Origin of the sequence: Sphingobacterium psychroaquaticum (genome assembly GCF_900177625.1) — a bacterium.
GTDB lineage: Bacteria > Bacteroidota > Bacteroidia > Sphingobacteriales > Sphingobacteriaceae > Sphingobacterium > Sphingobacterium psychroaquaticum.
Map to the genome: position 1 here is coordinate 214,351 of NZ_FXAU01000001.1, position 16,766 is coordinate 231,116.

General features: G+C 43.4%; 11 protein-coding genes and 1 tRNA gene. 5 read left to right on the plus strand and 7 right to left on the minus strand.

Annotated features, from left to right (window positions below; genetic code table 11):
• Window positions 1–8: 8 nt before the first annotated feature.
• Window positions 9–1,136 carry a 4-hydroxyphenylpyruvate dioxygenase gene (hppD, locus tag B9Y69_RS00955; protein ID WP_085471151.1) on the minus strand — a complete coding sequence of 376 codons (1,128 nt, stop codon included), beginning with the start codon at window positions 1,134–1,136 and terminating at the stop codon, window positions 9–11.
• Between the two features lie 214 nt (window positions 1,137–1,350).
• Window positions 1,351–2,508 (minus strand): homogentisate 1,2-dioxygenase, encoded by a 1,158-nt coding sequence (locus B9Y69_RS00960; RefSeq protein ID WP_085471152.1) that lies wholly within the window; start codon window positions 2,506–2,508, stop codon window positions 1,351–1,353.
• A 318-nt stretch (window positions 2,509–2,826) separates the two neighbouring features.
• Between B9Y69_RS00960 and B9Y69_RS00965 the strand changes: the two genes are divergently transcribed.
• Entirely contained in the window at window positions 2,827–3,801 is a 975-nt protein-coding gene (locus B9Y69_RS00965; protein ID WP_085471153.1) for a fumarylacetoacetate hydrolase family protein, read from the plus strand.
• A 1-nt stretch (window position 3,802) separates the two neighbouring features.
• Window positions 3,803–4,663, plus strand: coding sequence for a flavin reductase family protein (locus B9Y69_RS00970; protein ID WP_085471154.1), 861 nt, complete (start codon window positions 3,803–3,805; stop codon window positions 4,661–4,663).
• Here B9Y69_RS00970 and B9Y69_RS00975 read toward each other — a convergent pair.
• The 3 genes from B9Y69_RS00975 to mgtE form a co-directional block, all read right to left on the minus strand.
• Complete coding sequence (locus B9Y69_RS00975) at window positions 4,652–6,415, minus strand: aromatic amino acid hydroxylase (RefSeq protein ID WP_085471155.1); 1,764 nt, start codon at window positions 6,413–6,415, stop codon at window positions 4,652–4,654. The two genes, B9Y69_RS00970 and B9Y69_RS00975, sit on opposite strands and share 12 nt — an antisense overlap.
• Before the next feature lie 231 nt (window positions 6,416–6,646).
• Window positions 6,647–6,720 (minus strand) — tRNA-Asn (locus B9Y69_RS00985).
• A gap of 118 nt (window positions 6,721–6,838) precedes the next feature.
• Window positions 6,839–8,218 (minus strand): magnesium transporter, encoded by a 1,380-nt coding sequence (gene mgtE, locus B9Y69_RS00990; RefSeq protein WP_085471157.1) that lies wholly within the window; start codon window positions 8,216–8,218, stop codon window positions 6,839–6,841.
• Window positions 8,219–8,987: 769 nt separating this feature from the next.
• On the opposite strand from mgtE, the gene B9Y69_RS00995 reads away from it, so the two are divergent.
• Both B9Y69_RS00995 and B9Y69_RS01000 read left to right on the plus strand, forming a co-directional pair.
• Complete coding sequence (locus B9Y69_RS00995) at window positions 8,988–11,792, plus strand: DUF2268 domain-containing putative Zn-dependent protease (RefSeq protein ID WP_085471158.1); 2,805 nt, start codon at window positions 8,988–8,990, stop codon at window positions 11,790–11,792.
• A gap of 13 nt (window positions 11,793–11,805) precedes the next feature.
• Complete coding sequence (locus tag B9Y69_RS01000; RefSeq protein ID WP_085471159.1) at window positions 11,806–12,987, plus strand: DEAD/DEAH box helicase; 1,182 nt, start codon at window positions 11,806–11,808, stop codon at window positions 12,985–12,987.
• 149 nt (window positions 12,988–13,136) lie between these two features.
• Here the strand turns inward: B9Y69_RS01000 and B9Y69_RS01005 are convergent, their stop codons facing one another.
• Window positions 13,137–14,327, minus strand: coding sequence for a phosphoglycerate kinase (locus tag B9Y69_RS01005; protein ID WP_085471160.1), 1,191 nt, complete (start codon window positions 14,325–14,327; stop codon window positions 13,137–13,139).
• A gap of 101 nt (window positions 14,328–14,428) precedes the next feature.
• Window positions 14,429–16,195, minus strand: a complete 1,767-nt coding sequence (sppA, locus tag B9Y69_RS01010) for a signal peptide peptidase SppA (RefSeq protein WP_085471161.1) — start codon at window positions 16,193–16,195, stop codon at window positions 14,429–14,431.
• 84 nt (window positions 16,196–16,279) lie between these two features.
• On the opposite strand from sppA, the gene folK reads away from it, so the two are divergent.
• Window positions 16,280–16,765: a 2-amino-4-hydroxy-6-hydroxymethyldihydropteridine diphosphokinase gene (gene folK / locus B9Y69_RS01015; protein ID WP_085471162.1), complete on the plus strand. Its 486-nt coding sequence runs from the start codon at window positions 16,280–16,282 to the stop codon at window positions 16,763–16,765.
• Window position 16,766 lies beyond the last annotated feature (1 nt).

A 16,766-nucleotide genomic window follows, 5' to 3' on the forward strand; every position in this document is an offset into this window, starting at 1 on the left:
AATAACAATTACAAATTACCTCTACGTTCCTGTTCTCGTTCGATCGCCTCAAACAACGCTTTAAAATTTCCAGCGCCAAAACTTTGCGCCCCTTTACGTTGGATAATCTCGTAAAAGAGAGTCGGCCGATCTTCTACGGGCTTCGTAAAGATTTGTAATAAATACCCTTCTTCATCACGATCGACCAAGATACCTAGCTCCTGAATAATGCGAATCTCTTCATCGATTGCTCCAATACGCTCAGGCAACATATCGTAATACTCCTCCGGTGGTGCCGATAAGAACTCTACCCCACGTGCTTTCAAAGCCCGCACTGTTTTCACGATATCTTTCGTTGCCAACGCGGCATGTTGCACCCCTTCCCCTTCATAAAACTCCAGATACTCCTCAATCTGCGATTTCTTCTTTCCTTCTGCTGGCTCATTAATCGGGAATTTCACAAAACCATTCCCATTACTCATCACCTTACTCATTAAGGCCGAATACTCGGTATTGATCTGTTTGTCATCAAAAGAAAGGATATTTACAAAACCCATCACATTTTGATACCAATCTACCGTTTCATTCATACGATCCCATCCTACGTTCCCTACGCAATGATCGACATACAATAACCCCGTTTCTTCCGGATTATAGTCGCTCACCCAAGGTTCGAAACCCGGCATAAAAGCACCGTTGTAGTTTTTACGCTCGATAAACATATGTACGGTTTCACCGTAGGTATAAATTCCCGACATCCATACTTCTCCATGCGCGTCCGTTAGCTGCTGAGGTTCTAGATACGGTTTTGCACCGCGCTTTACCGTTTCCTCGAACGACTTTCGTGCATCCTCCACCCATAGCGCCAACACCTTCACGCCGTCCCCATGCTTTTTCACATGCTCCGATACCGGATGATCCGACCGCAATGCGGTAGTCAACACCAAGCGAATTTTATCCTGCTTTACCACATAAGAAACCCGATCCCGAACGCCCGTCTCCGGACCAGCATACGCCTCCGATTGAAACCCAAAAGCGGTTTTGTAATAATGTGCCGCTTGCTTCGCGTTACCCACATAAAATTCAATATAATCTGTACCATTGATTGGCAGAAAATCATCTGCTTTAGCGATTTTCTCTGCAAAAGTTTGTCCCATACCCTTCGTTTTATAATTTTATTAGTTTTTAATTAGCCACAAAATCTTGTGGCTCTACTGTTCTTAGACGCAAAATTTAGTTATGCTGAGTCCTTCGGCGTTTAATTAGACACAAAATTTAGCTGCGCTGAGCCCTTCGGGGTTTGCGTCTCTACTAACTATTTCCTACTAACTACCAACGACTAACTACTAACTACCAACTACTTTATGCTCCTTAACTCATCCACGATTTATAATAATCAGGATCTTCAATTTGCAGAGCCTCCTCGGTCAACATTAACGGCCTAAAAGGATCGATCATCACCGCTAACTCCTCCGTTCCCTTCTGTCCGATACTTTTTTCGACCGTTCCTGGATGTGGCCCATGCGGTATCCCCCCTGGATGCAATGTAATTTGTCCACGTTCCACCGACTTGCGGCTCATAAAATCACCATCGACATAGTACAACACCTCATCGGAATCCACGTTACTGTGATTATATGGAGCCGGAACGGCCTCTGGATGGTAATCATACAAACGAGGACAGAAACTACACAACACAAACGCATTGGTCTCAAACATCTGGTGCACCGGAGGTGGTTGATGTAATTTGCCGGTGATTGGCATAAAATCATGAATAGATATTGCCCAAGGATAGTGGTACCCATCCCAGCCTACAAAATCAAAAGGATGACTGCCGTACACGTAAGGATAGATCAATCCTTGTTTTTTTATGCGCACCTCAAAATCTCCAAATTCATCGTGCGTTTCCAAATCGACAGGCTTACGGATATCACGCTCGCAGTAGGGCGAGTGCTCCATCAACTGCCCATATTCATTGCGATATCGCTTAGGTGTACGGATCGGCTCAAAAGATTCGGTAATAAAAAGTCGATTATCTGGTCCATCAAAATGTAGCTGATAGATCACGCCTCTCGGAATAATAAGATAATCACCATACCCAAAACGGATATTTCCGTACCCCGTCTTTAACACTCCACTCCCTTCGTGTACAAAAATCACCTCATCAGCCTGACTGTTCTTATAGAAATAAGCCGTCAGGGATTCCCGCGGCGCTGCCAAGGAGATATGTAGATCGTTATTCACCAGTACAGGTACACGACTTTCTAAGTAATCGTCCTTCGGTTTTACCTGAAAACCTTTGAGACTGGTATGTTTAAGGTGCTTTTCGCGCGCTATACGAGGCGAAACATCATAAGGTTCATGGATTTGCTTCACCAAAGTTGGTGGGTGACAATGGTAGACAAGCGCATAAGCACTCGAAAAACCGTGCGTCGAGACCAACTCTTCCGAGTACAGCTCGCCATTTGGTTTTCTAAAAACCGTATGTCTCTTTTGTGGGATTTTCCCCAATTGATGATAAATAGGCATAGTAAATCATGTTAAAAAATGAAATATATAGACTAGACTAAACCTGGTTAGGGTTTATAGTTGGTCGAAAGGAAAAAACAGGAAATTAGTATTGCGCAAATACCACATCAGCAATCAACGCCTTCACCAAAGGCGCCATACCCCGCACGAGGTCTATATGTTTTTGCTGCTGTCTGTTCATAAGTGGTTATGCTTACTATTCAAAAGTAAGCATTCCAATCCACACGAGCAAGAGCTACCGAAAGATTTTGAAATTCCCCTAGAGGATGTCTATCTTTATCGCCGTAACGCCCATAGCGCGGAATCCAATTATACACGATGAAATTAACAACATTCAGCTATAGAAACAGGGAACATCTAGGTCTCTTTATTCAAGACCAAATTTTCCCGCTCCATGCAATATCGAATACCCTACCCAACAACATGACAACTTTTTTGCAAGGAGGCGAATCGATGATGCAAGCGGCACAACAAATCGAACAAGAGATAAAAGAAGGACAGCACCAAGCACACGCAGTTCCCGTGGAAGAAGCAACGCTATTAGCTCCCGTGCCACGCCCGAATTCATTTCGCGATGCCTATGCCTTCCGCCAGCATGTGGCGACCTCGCGTCGCAACCGCGGACTGGAGATGATCCCTGAATTTGATGAATTTCCAGTTTTTTACTTCTCCAATCACCTGGCCATCGCTGGGCCAGGGAATATCGACTGTATGCCGAAGCACTTTGAGCAAATGGATTTTGAGTTGGAGGTCGCTGTTGTCATCAACAAACAGGGCAGAAATATTGCCGCAGCGGAAGCGGACAGCTATATCGCCGGCTATATGATCATGAATGATCTAAGCGCACGAAAGCTACAGATGGAGGAGATGAAACTAAACCTTGGTCCCGCAAAAGGCAAAGATTTTGCGACTGCAATCGGCCCATGGTTGGTTACAAAAGATGAACTTGAGCCTTACAAAACAACCGCATCAGCCGGCCACATTGGCGATGCTTACCAGCTAGAGATGATTTGCCTCGTAAACGGAAAAGAAGTATCGCGCGGTAATTTCGCAGATATGAACTGGACCTTTGCCGAGGTGATCGAACGGATATCCTATGGCGTTGATATTTACCCAGGAGACCTGATTGGATCCGGAACAGTTGGTACCGGATGTTTTCTGGAACTCAATGGAACCGGAAAGCTAAATGACCCTAATTATGCAACGCAATGGCTGGAACCGGGCGACACCGTCACCATGAAAGTCACTGGCTTGGGCACTCTTGAAAATACCGTACACTTAACAAACAACTAGCATGCACGAAACCACTTCTTTTGATCCGAAACAACAACAAGCTACTTTTGATAATCTCGTAAAATATGCGGTTGCTCCACGCCCTATCTGCTTTGCCAGCACAATGGACGCTTCCGGGCAGGTTAACCTCAGCCCATTCAGTTATTTTAATTTTGTTTCACAACAGCCGCCTATCTGTGTGTTCTCCCCTTTGCGCCGCATGCGTGATGGATCAACCAAACACACACTGGATAACCTTCAAGAACTGGATGAGGTGGTCATCAACATCGTCAACTACTCGATTGTACAACAACAGTCCCTGGCAAGTACCGAATATGGAAAAGGCATCAATGAGTTTGAAAAAGCAGGATTGACAGCGATCCCATCGTTACATGTTCGACCGCCGCGCGTCGCCGAATCTCCGGTTCAACTGGAATGCAAGGTGCGAGATATTATTGCGCTGGGCGATGGTCCGGGTGCCGGAAACCTCGTTGTTGCCGAAATTGTACATATGCACATCCACTCCCATCTACTGGATGAAAAAAATAATATTGATCAAGCGGAGCTAGATCTTGTTGCACGCCTTGGGGGCGACTGGTACTGTCGTGTAACTTCTGACAACCTCTTCATCGTTCCCAAACCGTTGCGTAATCTAGGGATCGGCATCGATCAGCTTCCAGAAACAATTCGAACTTCCAAGGTCTTATCGGGAAACCACTTAGCGTTATTGGCGAATGTCGAGGCGATCCCGAGCATGGATCCTACAGGTTCGCCGCAGCACACATTTGACAACATGGAGCATGCCCATCGTCATATTGGAAATCTATTAGACGAGAACAAGCTCCATGATGCTTGGCAAGTGGTGCTTCACCTAGAGAATTAACGATACGTTGGTATCTTTTGCCAAACGTTTGCCATCTTGAATCAACTTCACCAAGTGAGGTTGATTTTTTTGTATCTGATCAAGCGCATCTTCGATTTGGCGCACAGCCTCTGTTAAGCTCATATTAGCAGCAATCTCCAGCAGCTCGACCAACGAGAGCCAATCGCCCGGAAAGTTCGCCTGAAGGTCTGTAAATAGCTCCATAAGGAGTTTTTCCGTCGCATTCCCTTTCTCCCGCATCCGTCGGATTCTCGCATACCGCTCATGCAACTGTTTTGTCGATTCATCGTACGCATGGCGTACCGCCGATATTTCCGAAACATCGGACTGTTGTTCGTAAGCATCCTTATCAGCGGCTCCCGAAAAAACAGAAACAATCTGAGCGCCCACCGCCATATCATACATCCCCCATTCCGGCATAAACAGGATGGCGTCCGTACGCGTGTCGCGAACGGTACATTTGGTAAAAGAAAGCAAAACAAGCTTATCTTCCGATCGGGTTAACGACTCCAAAACTCCGGTGACCGTGATTCCAGAATCAAAGGACAACACAGTTTCTTGCCCAACGACTATGCCCGCGGCATAAAGGTCAGCATCCGTCATATCTTCCAATGACCTGTCAAAACCCGTTACTAAACCCACAGGCGCACTAAAACCATCTTTATGGTAGTTTTTACTATGCCGATGCAACTGCTTCCCTCTAAGGGCTAAAGCGGTCGGTCCGCTAGTTTTGATATAGGTAAGTTTATTTTCATCGCCAACAGCTGTAAAAATACCCGAGACTTGCAGGCCCGAGCTGTAAACAGCGGTACAAACATTCTTGCAGGCAATCGCTTTGTCGACGCTTTTCTTCCCACCGACACGGAATGACATATCCGCAGCAAATTCATCGAGCACCCCACGCAAGTGTTCAAAATCCGGCGTCACGAACAGTTGCGGCTGTGGCTTCGTGATATCATAACTGTAGTTTACGGCATCCAGCGTATACGGGAGTTTAGGCACTTCAGGCTGCATGCAGGTAACACTTTCTCCAATGGAGGACAGCAAGCCCGCGCCATAGATCTTTGGATCATCGACCGTACCGATCAACCCATATTCCACCGTCCACCAGTGCAACCTGCTAAGAAGGGCCATTTCGGAGGGCTCACCCATATTCTGCTGAATCTTTTCAAGAAGGCGCTCCCCCGTTGCTATCTGCTCTTGCGTTGCATTTGGATCTTCCTTTAGGATCGACAGATTCCGGATCGCTTCATACAGCTCGAAGTCTTTCGCCGAAAACATCGCTTTACTTCCGACTTCTCCAAAGTATTGGAGGTATTCCGCATACTCGGGTTCTCCAATAATCGGAGCATGCCCCGACGACTCGTGAATAATATCGGGTGCAGGCGTGTACTCGATGTGTTCCAGCTGCCGGATGTCCGCCGCAATGACGAGCACCCGGTGCGCCTGGAATTCCATAAAAGCAGCCGGCGGTATAAAACCATCAACCGTTACAGCGCCCCATCCGATCTGCTTCAAGCTATCGTTCATCTGTTGCAAATCTGGAATACGTTCAATCGTCAATCCAGCTTTGCGCAACCCCGGGATGTACGGATAATAGGCCACATCTTTGAGGTAAATATAATTCTGCCGCATGACATATCGCCACAAGGCTTGGTCAATCGGCGTATAGCGCTCGTAGAATTGTGGTACTACATACTTTCGGAGATGTGCAGGAAGCTTCTCCAGCACGATGTTCTGATACGTTTCCATTTAGAATCGGTTAAGCGGTAAATATATGTATTTTTTTAAATCGAAACATTCTTTTCCCAAAGAATTATATAGTAAAGAGAAGGATTTACGAACTTATGTTTGGCTTACGTTCGGATCGAAGGAAGAACTATTTTTAAATCGTCAGGAGACATACGTAATGTGTGGCACGAGGCAGCAGCTCAATTTACAACGGCATAAAAAAAAAGCCTTCTCGATGTGAGAAGGCTTTCGCTCCTGAAGCTGGGCTCGAACCAGCGACCCTCTGATTAACAGTCAGATGCTCTAACCAACTGAGCTATTCAGGAAACTTTCCGATTGGTCATTTCCGTTTCGGTGATGCAATTATCGGAACTTTAAACGACCTCTCCAAATATTTTTAACACTGTTTTTACAACTCTCTCAAATACAGCCAGATTTTTTTCATCATAATAATACACCCCCTAGGATTAAGGTCGCAATCGTGAAATAAATTATCAATCCTGTCACATCGACAAGGGTCGAAACGAACGGAGCCGACGAACTAGCTGGATCCGCGCCGAGGCGTCTCAGCATAAACGGAAGCATGGAACCCGTCAACGATCCCCACATCACAACGCCCACCAAAGAAAGACTAACCACTGTCGCGACCAATACCCAATACTCACCATAGGCATGCGAAAATGCTTGCCATCCTGCGATTCGCACAAAGCCCAGCGTTCCTAGGATAAGCCCCAAGAAAAGTCCAGACAGGATCTCGCGCTTCATAACCCTCCACCAATCGGCCAATGTCACCTCGCCCATTGCCATCGCTTGAATAATCAAGGTCGAAGCCTGAGAACCACTATTTCCTCCACTCGACATAATCAACGGCATTAGCGCCATCAAGAATATCGCCTTCTCCAACTGTCCCTCAAAATGCTCGATCACGGTCGCGGTCAACAGCTGTCCCAGAAAAAGAACAATCAACCAACCGCCACGCTTTTTCACCAGGTGCATAATCGACACATCCAGGTACGGCTCATCCAAAGCTTCCGTACCCCCGATACGTTGCATATCCTCGGTGTACTCTTCATTTGCCACCCAAAGAATATCATCGATCGTCACAATCCCCAACATAATGCCCTGCTCATCGATAACAGGTAAAGCCACGCGGTTGTTCATCCGGAAGACATTCACCGCCTCTTCTTGCGGATCATTTGCATTCAGAGAAATTAGACGATTATCGATCAAGTCACTCACAACCGTTTCCAGATCAGCGATCAACACATCGCGAATACGAATATCGTCAATCAGCTTTCCTTCCCCATCGATCACATACAACACATCGATCGTTTCCGAAGCATTACCATAGCGACGGATGTGATCTAAGATCCGCGACACATTCCAGTGCTCTTTCACGGTGATGTAGTCGGGTGTCATCAAACGACCGACACTATCCTCAGGATACCCCAATAGCGAGAGTGCTTCTTTCCGTTCTTCCGGTGAAAGCATGATGATAAGATGTTTTACAACATCGCCCTTAAGTTCACTTAAAAAAGAGGTCCGGTCATCGGGTGGCATCTCATTGATCAGCTCCCGAACTTTACCCGCAGAGAGCTTCTTAAAAATCCGCTCTTGGGTAGGGAAATCTAAGATTCTAAAAACATGAACAGCGCGGTTGATATTTAAGGTTTCAATAAACAACGCTGCGTACTCGGGAAGCTCATCAATTAACTCCTCAACATCCGAAATGTTTTGCTCATTAAGATAGTTTTGAAGCGCAGCAAAATCGTCTGCCTCTACCCACTTTTCAATAAGCTCGACTTGCATCTCTAGTTCTTCCATAGCACTCGTTTAAAAAAAATCCTACATTGGTAAAAATCTGTTTGCAGCAAAAGTCGTTTTTTTTTTTGAAATAACTAATCTTTTTTAATAGGCATGACTAGCTTACCTTTCAAAAAGAACACTCGAAGTTGGGGCATAGGCCTCTTAACAGCCTCCAAAAAAAAGTGATCTTCCCTACTCCAACGTCCTAAATTTACATCAAAAGACAGACCTCAAAAACAACAACAAATCAGCGACCATCAACTAAAATAGTTTTGCGTACACCGTACATCACAAAAGTAATCAAAGAAAAAAAAGGCCAAAATGTCAGCAGCCCATATTACAAAAAAGCGGCTTAGAATATCCTGTTTCTCCCACGCCTAAGCCTCCAGAAAAACACAGAAACGAACGATTCTCTTCAAGACGTTTCAACACCGTAAACCACAGCATCAAACCCGTAACCCGAAGCGCCACATCACTAACTACCCCAAAACACGAAGCAGACTTCAAGAACCATCCGGTCCAATAATAAAACAGGGGAACATAGAAGTTGTTTTCTACTTTTTTCTCTTATATTGGTATCGCTTTTAAGACCGCAATGCAGCACATAGCGAAAGAAGAACAAAGGCTCAAAGCACAAACGAATAATCATAAAAACACACAAAATAACAACAGACATAAAAACCTATTAATCAAGTCAAAAAACAAACACATATAAACAAACGAGTAATAAAAACAAACAATAAAATACTATAATTTTTAGCAAAATAGTAAAATCGGGAATTTATTTATGAATAAGAAGCTAATTATCAGAATAATACTATTTAATATCTTAACACTAAGTTCACATTACTCTTTTGCTCAAATTTTTGACAACGAACAAGCACATCCTGCTGATAAATGGCGTTCAATTACAACTGCAAACTATAGGCTGTTGTTCCCACAAGAGTTTGAACCAGCGGCCCAAAACTTAGCCAAAGAGCTCCAAACATTCATCGAATCAAGTTCCAAAGACTTAGGCGTTATCCCAAAAAAAATCACCCTTGTACTACAAGGAAATCACCTAAATCAAAACGGATATGTACAACTCGCACCCCGTAAATCAGAGATGTACCCTGTCCCCTCCTCTACCGCCGACAACCAAGAATGGCTACCAAACCTAGCCTTACATGAGATGCGCCATGTTGCCCAGTTTGACAAATTGACAGGCAAAATAAAAGGACCATTTTTCGAACAATTGGCACTTGCACTGTATGCACTAAACCTTCCTGCGTGGTATTTTGAAGGCGACGCCGTGCAGGTTGAAACACTCTACAGTCAAGGCGGAAGAGGCCGCCTTCCATCATGGGAAATGCCCATCCGTGCAAACATATTATCGGGTAAAAACTATGGCTTTAGTAAGTATGTCTTAGGGTCCTTTCGGGATAATATTCCCTCTTATTATACAATCGGCTACCTGATGAATACGTACCTGACGAACAATTTTGGAATAGACAGTCAGGAGAAAATTCTCGAAAACATGCGTGGAAAACTAGTGCGTCCTTTCAATTTCCAACGCTCCCTACAATCTGTTTCGGGGTTAAATTCAAAACAACTTTTCACAAAAACAATCCAAGATTTAACGGCTAAATGGGAACATGAAAGACCTATCGAAGGGCCTCCTTTCGCCGTGATCGAAACGAAAAAATCGCGCTTCCCGACCGACTTTTTACTTCCGCAATACGACACAAATAATCGTTTATTCGTCCTCAAATCATCACCGCAGAAAGTAAACGAAATCGTCATGCTGGAGGAGTCTGGGGCTGAGAAAACGATACATAAAACAGGCATCCAGATTACCCCTTACTTTCATCTTCGAGGAACAGAAATCGTATGGGATGAATACAGAAAAGATGCTCGATTTGGAAAACGAACCTACAATGTAATCCATACACTGGATACCAAAAACAAGCAACTAAAGACGCTTACAAAAGGATCGCGATACTACTCGCCCACCTTACATCCCACCAAAAATGAGGTCGCTGTCGTAGAAGTTTTACATGATAACAGGAGTCGTATTGTAATCCTAAACAGCAAGAATGGCCATGTTTTAGACTCCTTATCGGCACTTAATGCAACACATATACAACAACCTAGATATAATAATATAGGGGATAAATTAATATGCATTGCTGTCTCCAAAGCAGGTACAAGCCTATTGGAGTTCGATCTAACAACTCGTCAATCTACTGTTCGCTTACCTGCTGGCAACCAACAATTAGAGCGGCCAATATACAGAAATAACGACATTGTATTTAAAGCGCACTACAATGGGATAGACAACATTTACCAACTACAAAACAATCAAATACAACAAGTTACACAAGCTACTTTCGGTGCATTTAACCCTTCCCTTGGTCCAGAGGAAACCCTGGTCTACAATAACTACGCATATGACGGTTATAAACTTGCTTCGCAAAAGTTAAACCAAATAACGGACACAGACACCGTTACACGTGCAATTTACATCAATAAAACACTGCAAACGGTTACTTTTCCAACGGCACAGCCGCTATCAGATGACTTCCCAGTACAGAAATACAACCCAACAGCACACCTTATTAATTTCCATAGCTTGTCTATTAGTGGCACTAATTTCGAAACATTTGACAACTATATCCCTGGCATATTTTGGCTCTCCAACGACCTATTGAATACAACGCAGATTAAATTAGGGTACGAATTTGACACTGATATCAACAAAAGCATATACTCTGCAGAAGTATCGTACAGGCGATTTTTTCCTATTTTCACCGCTAAATACACGAATAGAGGTCAAGTAGGAAACGCTGTAAATAGTGCAAAACCTGGATCTACCGTCATGTTTGATTACAAGGAACATCTCGTAACTTTCGATATGTCACTTCCATTCTCTATTTATCGCCAGAACCAAGTGTATAGCTTTGGTTTCAACATGGGAACATCCTATACTAAGCGGTATAATCTAAGCTTAGATCTTAAAAATTTCAACGATGAAATTGCTTTTCCGCTTAGTTATCAGGTCTATTTTAATAGAAATAACATGCGCAGCAAGCTAGATCTACTCCCTCGCTGGGGCCAAAACGTGAGTATTACGTATCGTCACCTACCTTTTGAAACCCAAATCTCGGGGAACATCCTGTCTTTACGGAGCAATTTTTATCTTCCAGGATTGGTGACCAACCACAGTATACAAGCCCGTTTCGCCCTACAGAGAAGCACTGGTCGATACCAAAACAGCTATGATATCCCAATGGTCAGTGGTTGGGGGCACTTTACCTCCCCTATCGTACACAACACAGCAATGGTTAACTACAGACTTCCTCTCTTTTATCCTGATTGGGATTTAGGATCCATTTTTTACATTAAACGAATCCAAGGGTTAGTTTTTTCTGATTTCCAGAATATTCATCAAGAAGTAACTCCCAAAAGCATGGGATTAGGTTTATCTGCTGATTTTAATGTATTTAAGTACAACCTACCCGATGTGAATGTAGGCACAAAGCTAACTTATCTCAATGACGGCTCAGCTAGCAATAAAATTGTCCCTACCTTTACCTTAAGTTATACATATTAGAGAAAAGTTTACTGTGAAATTTGAAGAATTAATAACAAACAAAAGCCTGGTTGAGACCTTAACGGAGCTTGGATACGTAAAAGCGACTGCCATACAGCAAAAACTGATTCCAACTATGTTAAGCGGAACCGATATTTTAGCTGTTGCACCAACCGGCAGCGGTAAGACGGAAGCTTTTGCAATCCCTATAATCTCCGCCTATATAGAGGCTACTGCGGAAAACAGAAAACAAACTTTGATCTTAAGTCCGACTCGCGAATTAGCGATACAGACCGCAGATAGAATCCAAAAACTAGGAAAAAAACACCACGTAGGGTGCATCAGTATCTACGGCGGCGCAACGTATGAGAAGCAAGCTAAGGCCCTTGCACAAAATCCAGCAGTCATTGTTGCAACGCCAGGACGCTTGTTGGACCTCTATAATCAGGGGATTATAACGTTTGAAAACATACAAAAACTAATACTTGATGAAGTCGACCAAATGTTGGAATTAGGTTTCTTGCATGATGTAAACACCATTATCGCCCCGATTCCAACCTCCGCACAGCGTGTTTTTGTATCGGCGACTTTGCCGGAAGCTATTGAGAAAATGGCTAAAAAACAACTGCGCGATATGACCTATATTCAGATCAGCGAAACGCAGAAAAAGATAACGGAATACCTTCTCTTCGTGGATAAAGCCGATAAAAAAGATCTAATACTGTTTCTTCAAACACACTTTGGGATAGAACAAGCCATTGTTTTTACCCGAACGACACATGGCGTAGATCGTATCGTAAAGCATCTGACGGCGAACGGTCTACCGACCGAAGGTTTGTATGGCGACAAAACACAAGCTACGCGCGAGTCTATCGTACAGGATTTCCGCGATAAAAAGTTCAGTATCCTCGTGGCAACAGATGTTGCTACACGTGGAATCGACATCCCGAATCTATCGGCGGTCATCAACTACGAGCTTCCAGAGACCGCCGCAAATTATCAACATCGCATCGGCCGAACAGGGCGCACACAGGAAGGTATAGCTTTTACTTTTTGCGACGGTGAGGACAACCTCAAATTAATCAGCCTCCAAACGGAGCTAAAAAAGACGATTCCTATTTTTGACAAACATCCTTACCCATTAAGTTGGCAAAAAATGCAAACTAGTAGCCCTGTGGTAAAAAAGGGCAAAAAGCAAGGGAAACGAAAAAAATAAGGGCTCGCAGAAGAAAGGTAAAACATCTTTACGAAGCGGAGGAACGAAGATGTAGCAATCTTATAGCGGTGAAAATAAACGAAGACTGCCACATCTCTACGCTTCTCGCAGTGACGTGGCAGTCTCTTTTTATACGTAAACGATTACGTTTAGTCTGCTAAAGCTTTTACGCCTGGCAATACTTTACCTTCCATATATTCCAACAAAGCACCACCGCCTGTACTAACGTAGCTGACATGCTCGGTCATCCCGAATTTCGCTACCGCAGCGGCAGAGTCTCCTCCACCGATTAGAGAAAATGCACCTTGTTCCGTTGCTGCTACAACGGCATCCGCAACCGCTTTTGTACCTTTCGCAAAGGTATCAAACTCAAAAACGCCCATCGGACCGTTCCACAACAAAGTTTTAGACGCTAAAATAACATCTGCAAAATGCGACGAGGATTCCGAACCAATATCCAATCCTTCTCTGTCCGCAGGAATCTCATTGTTCGGGCCGTTGTATACATCGGCATCATTAGAGAATTTATCTGCGATCTGCGCATCTGTAGGCAATACTAGGTTAACCCCTTTTTCTTCTGCTTTTTTCACTAACAGGTTTGCCAAATCTAGCTTATCAAGCTCAACCAACGACTTTCCAATCTCACCACCACTCGCTTTAACAAAGGTATAAGCCATACCGCCACCGATGATCAGGTTATCTACTTTATCCAATAAGGCTTCGATAAGTTCAATTTTATCAGACACCTTAGCGCCCCCCATAATAGCGGTGAATGGGCGTTCCGGATGATTCATTATCTTCTCAGCATTGTTGATTTCAGCCGCTAATAAGTAGCCGGCGTATTTATTTCCAGGGAAAAATTGCGCAACAATTGAGGTTGACGCATGTGCACGGTGTGCTGTACCAAAAGCATCATTTACATAGATATCACCTAATTTTGATAATTTCTCCGCAAAAGATTGATCACCCTTCTCTTCTTCTTTATAAAAGCGAAGATTCTCCAATAGCAATACCTGTCCTGGTTGCAATGCAGCAGCCTTTTCTACCGCCTCAGCACCAATACAATCATTTGCAAACTGAACCTCAACACCTAAAACAGCAGACAAATGCGCAACAATATGCTTAAGTGAATACTTATCCACAGGACCATCTTTCGGACGTCCTAAATGGGACATTAAGATCACAGATCCACCATCTTTTAGAATTTTTTGAATCGTTGGTGTCGCTCCTTTAATTCTATTATCATCCGTTATATTAAAATTCTCGTCAAGAGGCACATTAAAATCCACACGAACCAAGGCTTTCTTACCAGAGAAGTTTACGTCATCAATTGTTTTCATACTATTATATGTGTTTAAGTTGTTGCGTTACTAATGCAGCTATAAATATAAAAAAAAGCACCGAATTGAAAAATTACGGTGCTTGTATTTTTGCTTTCCCTTTATTTGATCTCCAAACTATAAGGGACGCGTGCCTGGATTCCAGATCGTTTGGTTACCGTTCTCAACTGCTCAATATAAGCACGATATTCACCCAATTCCTCTCCGATGACCCACATTTTAATTTTTTCTTTTGACGTACTTAAAATGGAAGCAAACGGATCTTTCACGGCCGGATATTCAACCGTTCTATATGTTTTCAACTTCGCTTTCGCTGCTGCCGAATTAATCGCACGTTGCAAACCGCCGATACCATCCACTAATCCATTCGCGACCGCCTGTTGCCCCGTCCAAACGCGTCCTTGTCCGATGCTGTCCACCGCAGCAACCGTCATTTTTCTTCCCGTAGACACTTTGCTGGTAAAGGTATGATACACACGATTAACCTCTGCCTGTACTATTGTATACTCCTCGGCCGTCAACGGACGATCCACAGAAGTCATTAGATCAGCAAATTTACCCGTTTTCACTTCATCCATATGGATACCTAATTTATTATTTAACAAGCCTTTCATGTTTGGAATCAAACCAAATACACCAATTGAGCCTGTTAATGTTTCTTTCTCCGCGAAAATAGAGTCCGCTAGTGCCGAAATATAGTAACCACCCGAAGCCGCATAATCTCCCATGGAGACAACAACAGGCTTCACTTTTTTTGTTAACTCTACCTCACGTGCGATAATATCGGAAGCCAAAGCCGATCCTCCCGGTGAATTAACACGTAGAACAACAGCCTTTACGCGATCGTCCCGACGTAGCTTACGTAATTCTCTGGAAAGCTTCTCCCCGCCAATACTGCCTTCGCTTCCTTCACCATCTACGATATCGCCATAAGCATATAAAACTGCAACACGGTCTGTGGCTGATTCTGTTTTCGCAGGCGTGCTGTAATCTAGCAATGAAATGGTTGGAATATCTTTCTTTTCCTCCACACCTAGACGTTTTTTCATCAATGTCAACAGTTCGTCTTTATATAGCTTATCATCAATAAATTTATAGCGCTTGGCATCATCCGCATTACGGATCAAATAATTATCAGCAATTGCACGTAAAGAATCGGCTGGAATTTTTCGTCCTTCCGCTATATTAGCCAAAAAAGCATCATATGTACTGTTTAGATAAGATGTCATTTGCTCGCGATTGGCAGCACTCATCTCATTCAACAGAAAAGGTTCCACAGCAGACTTATACGTACCGACCTTGACCACCTGCATATCGACGCCTAATTTATCCAACGCTTCCTTCAGGAAAGTAACCGAAGAAGAAAGTCCTTTAAAATCTAATGAGCCTTCTGGATTCATATATATACTATCGGCTACCGAGGCCAAGTAATATCCCTTCTGTGTATACACATCACTATATGCAATAATAAATTTACCAGATTTCTTAAAATCAACCAACGCTTCCCGTATTGCTTTTACCGTTGCCATGCCTGCATTAACAGATGACGGATTAAAATAAATCCCCTTTATTCGACTATCCTCCTTTGCGGCCTGAATACGCGCGACAATATCATTTAATCCGAGTGATTTAACAGCGCCATAACCTGGCAGATCGATACCCTCCCATGGTGAAGCTGCTGTGCGCTCTGAAATCACATGATTAAGTGAGACATACAGAACGGCATTATTGGGCACATTCGCTTCGGTGCTTGAGCCCATTTGGCTTACGGTAGAAGAAATGACCGCGACCAGAATAAAAAAAAGTAGCACAAACACCACAGCAATCCCTGTGATTGTAGCTAAAACATATTTAAGAAACGATTTCATAGCATGATAATTTTGATTTTTCTAAATTAAACCTTTCTTTTGAACTATACTAAATTTTATCAATATGCTTTACATTTTTGCTTCATGAATAAAGTGATTTTGTTGTTAGGCGCAAACTTAGGTGAACCACTGTTACAACTAAGCAGCGCTTGTGTGGAAATAAGTAGAAGAGTAGGTGTCATTGCCAATAAATCTAATATCTATGAATCTGAAGCCTGGGGCGTTACCGACCAGCCTCGATTCCTAAATCAAGCCCTCTGTATAGAGACGGAGCTCACCCCCTTAGAAGTACTGAACGAAATCCAGGCCATAGAAATATTATTGGGACGTTTACGCCTCACTAAATGGGGTGCGCGGACCATTGATATTGATATCTTATACTTCAATGATTTAGTATACGAAGACCAACGTCTTATCATCCCTCATCCTCTTTTACAGGAACGTCGATTTGTATTGGTCCCATTGAATGAAATAGCGTCTGAATATATTCACCCTGTATTAAAAACAAGCAACCATGATTTGTTGTTATCTTGCATAGATCCTTTAAAAGTTAATATCCACCTGCCTTAGA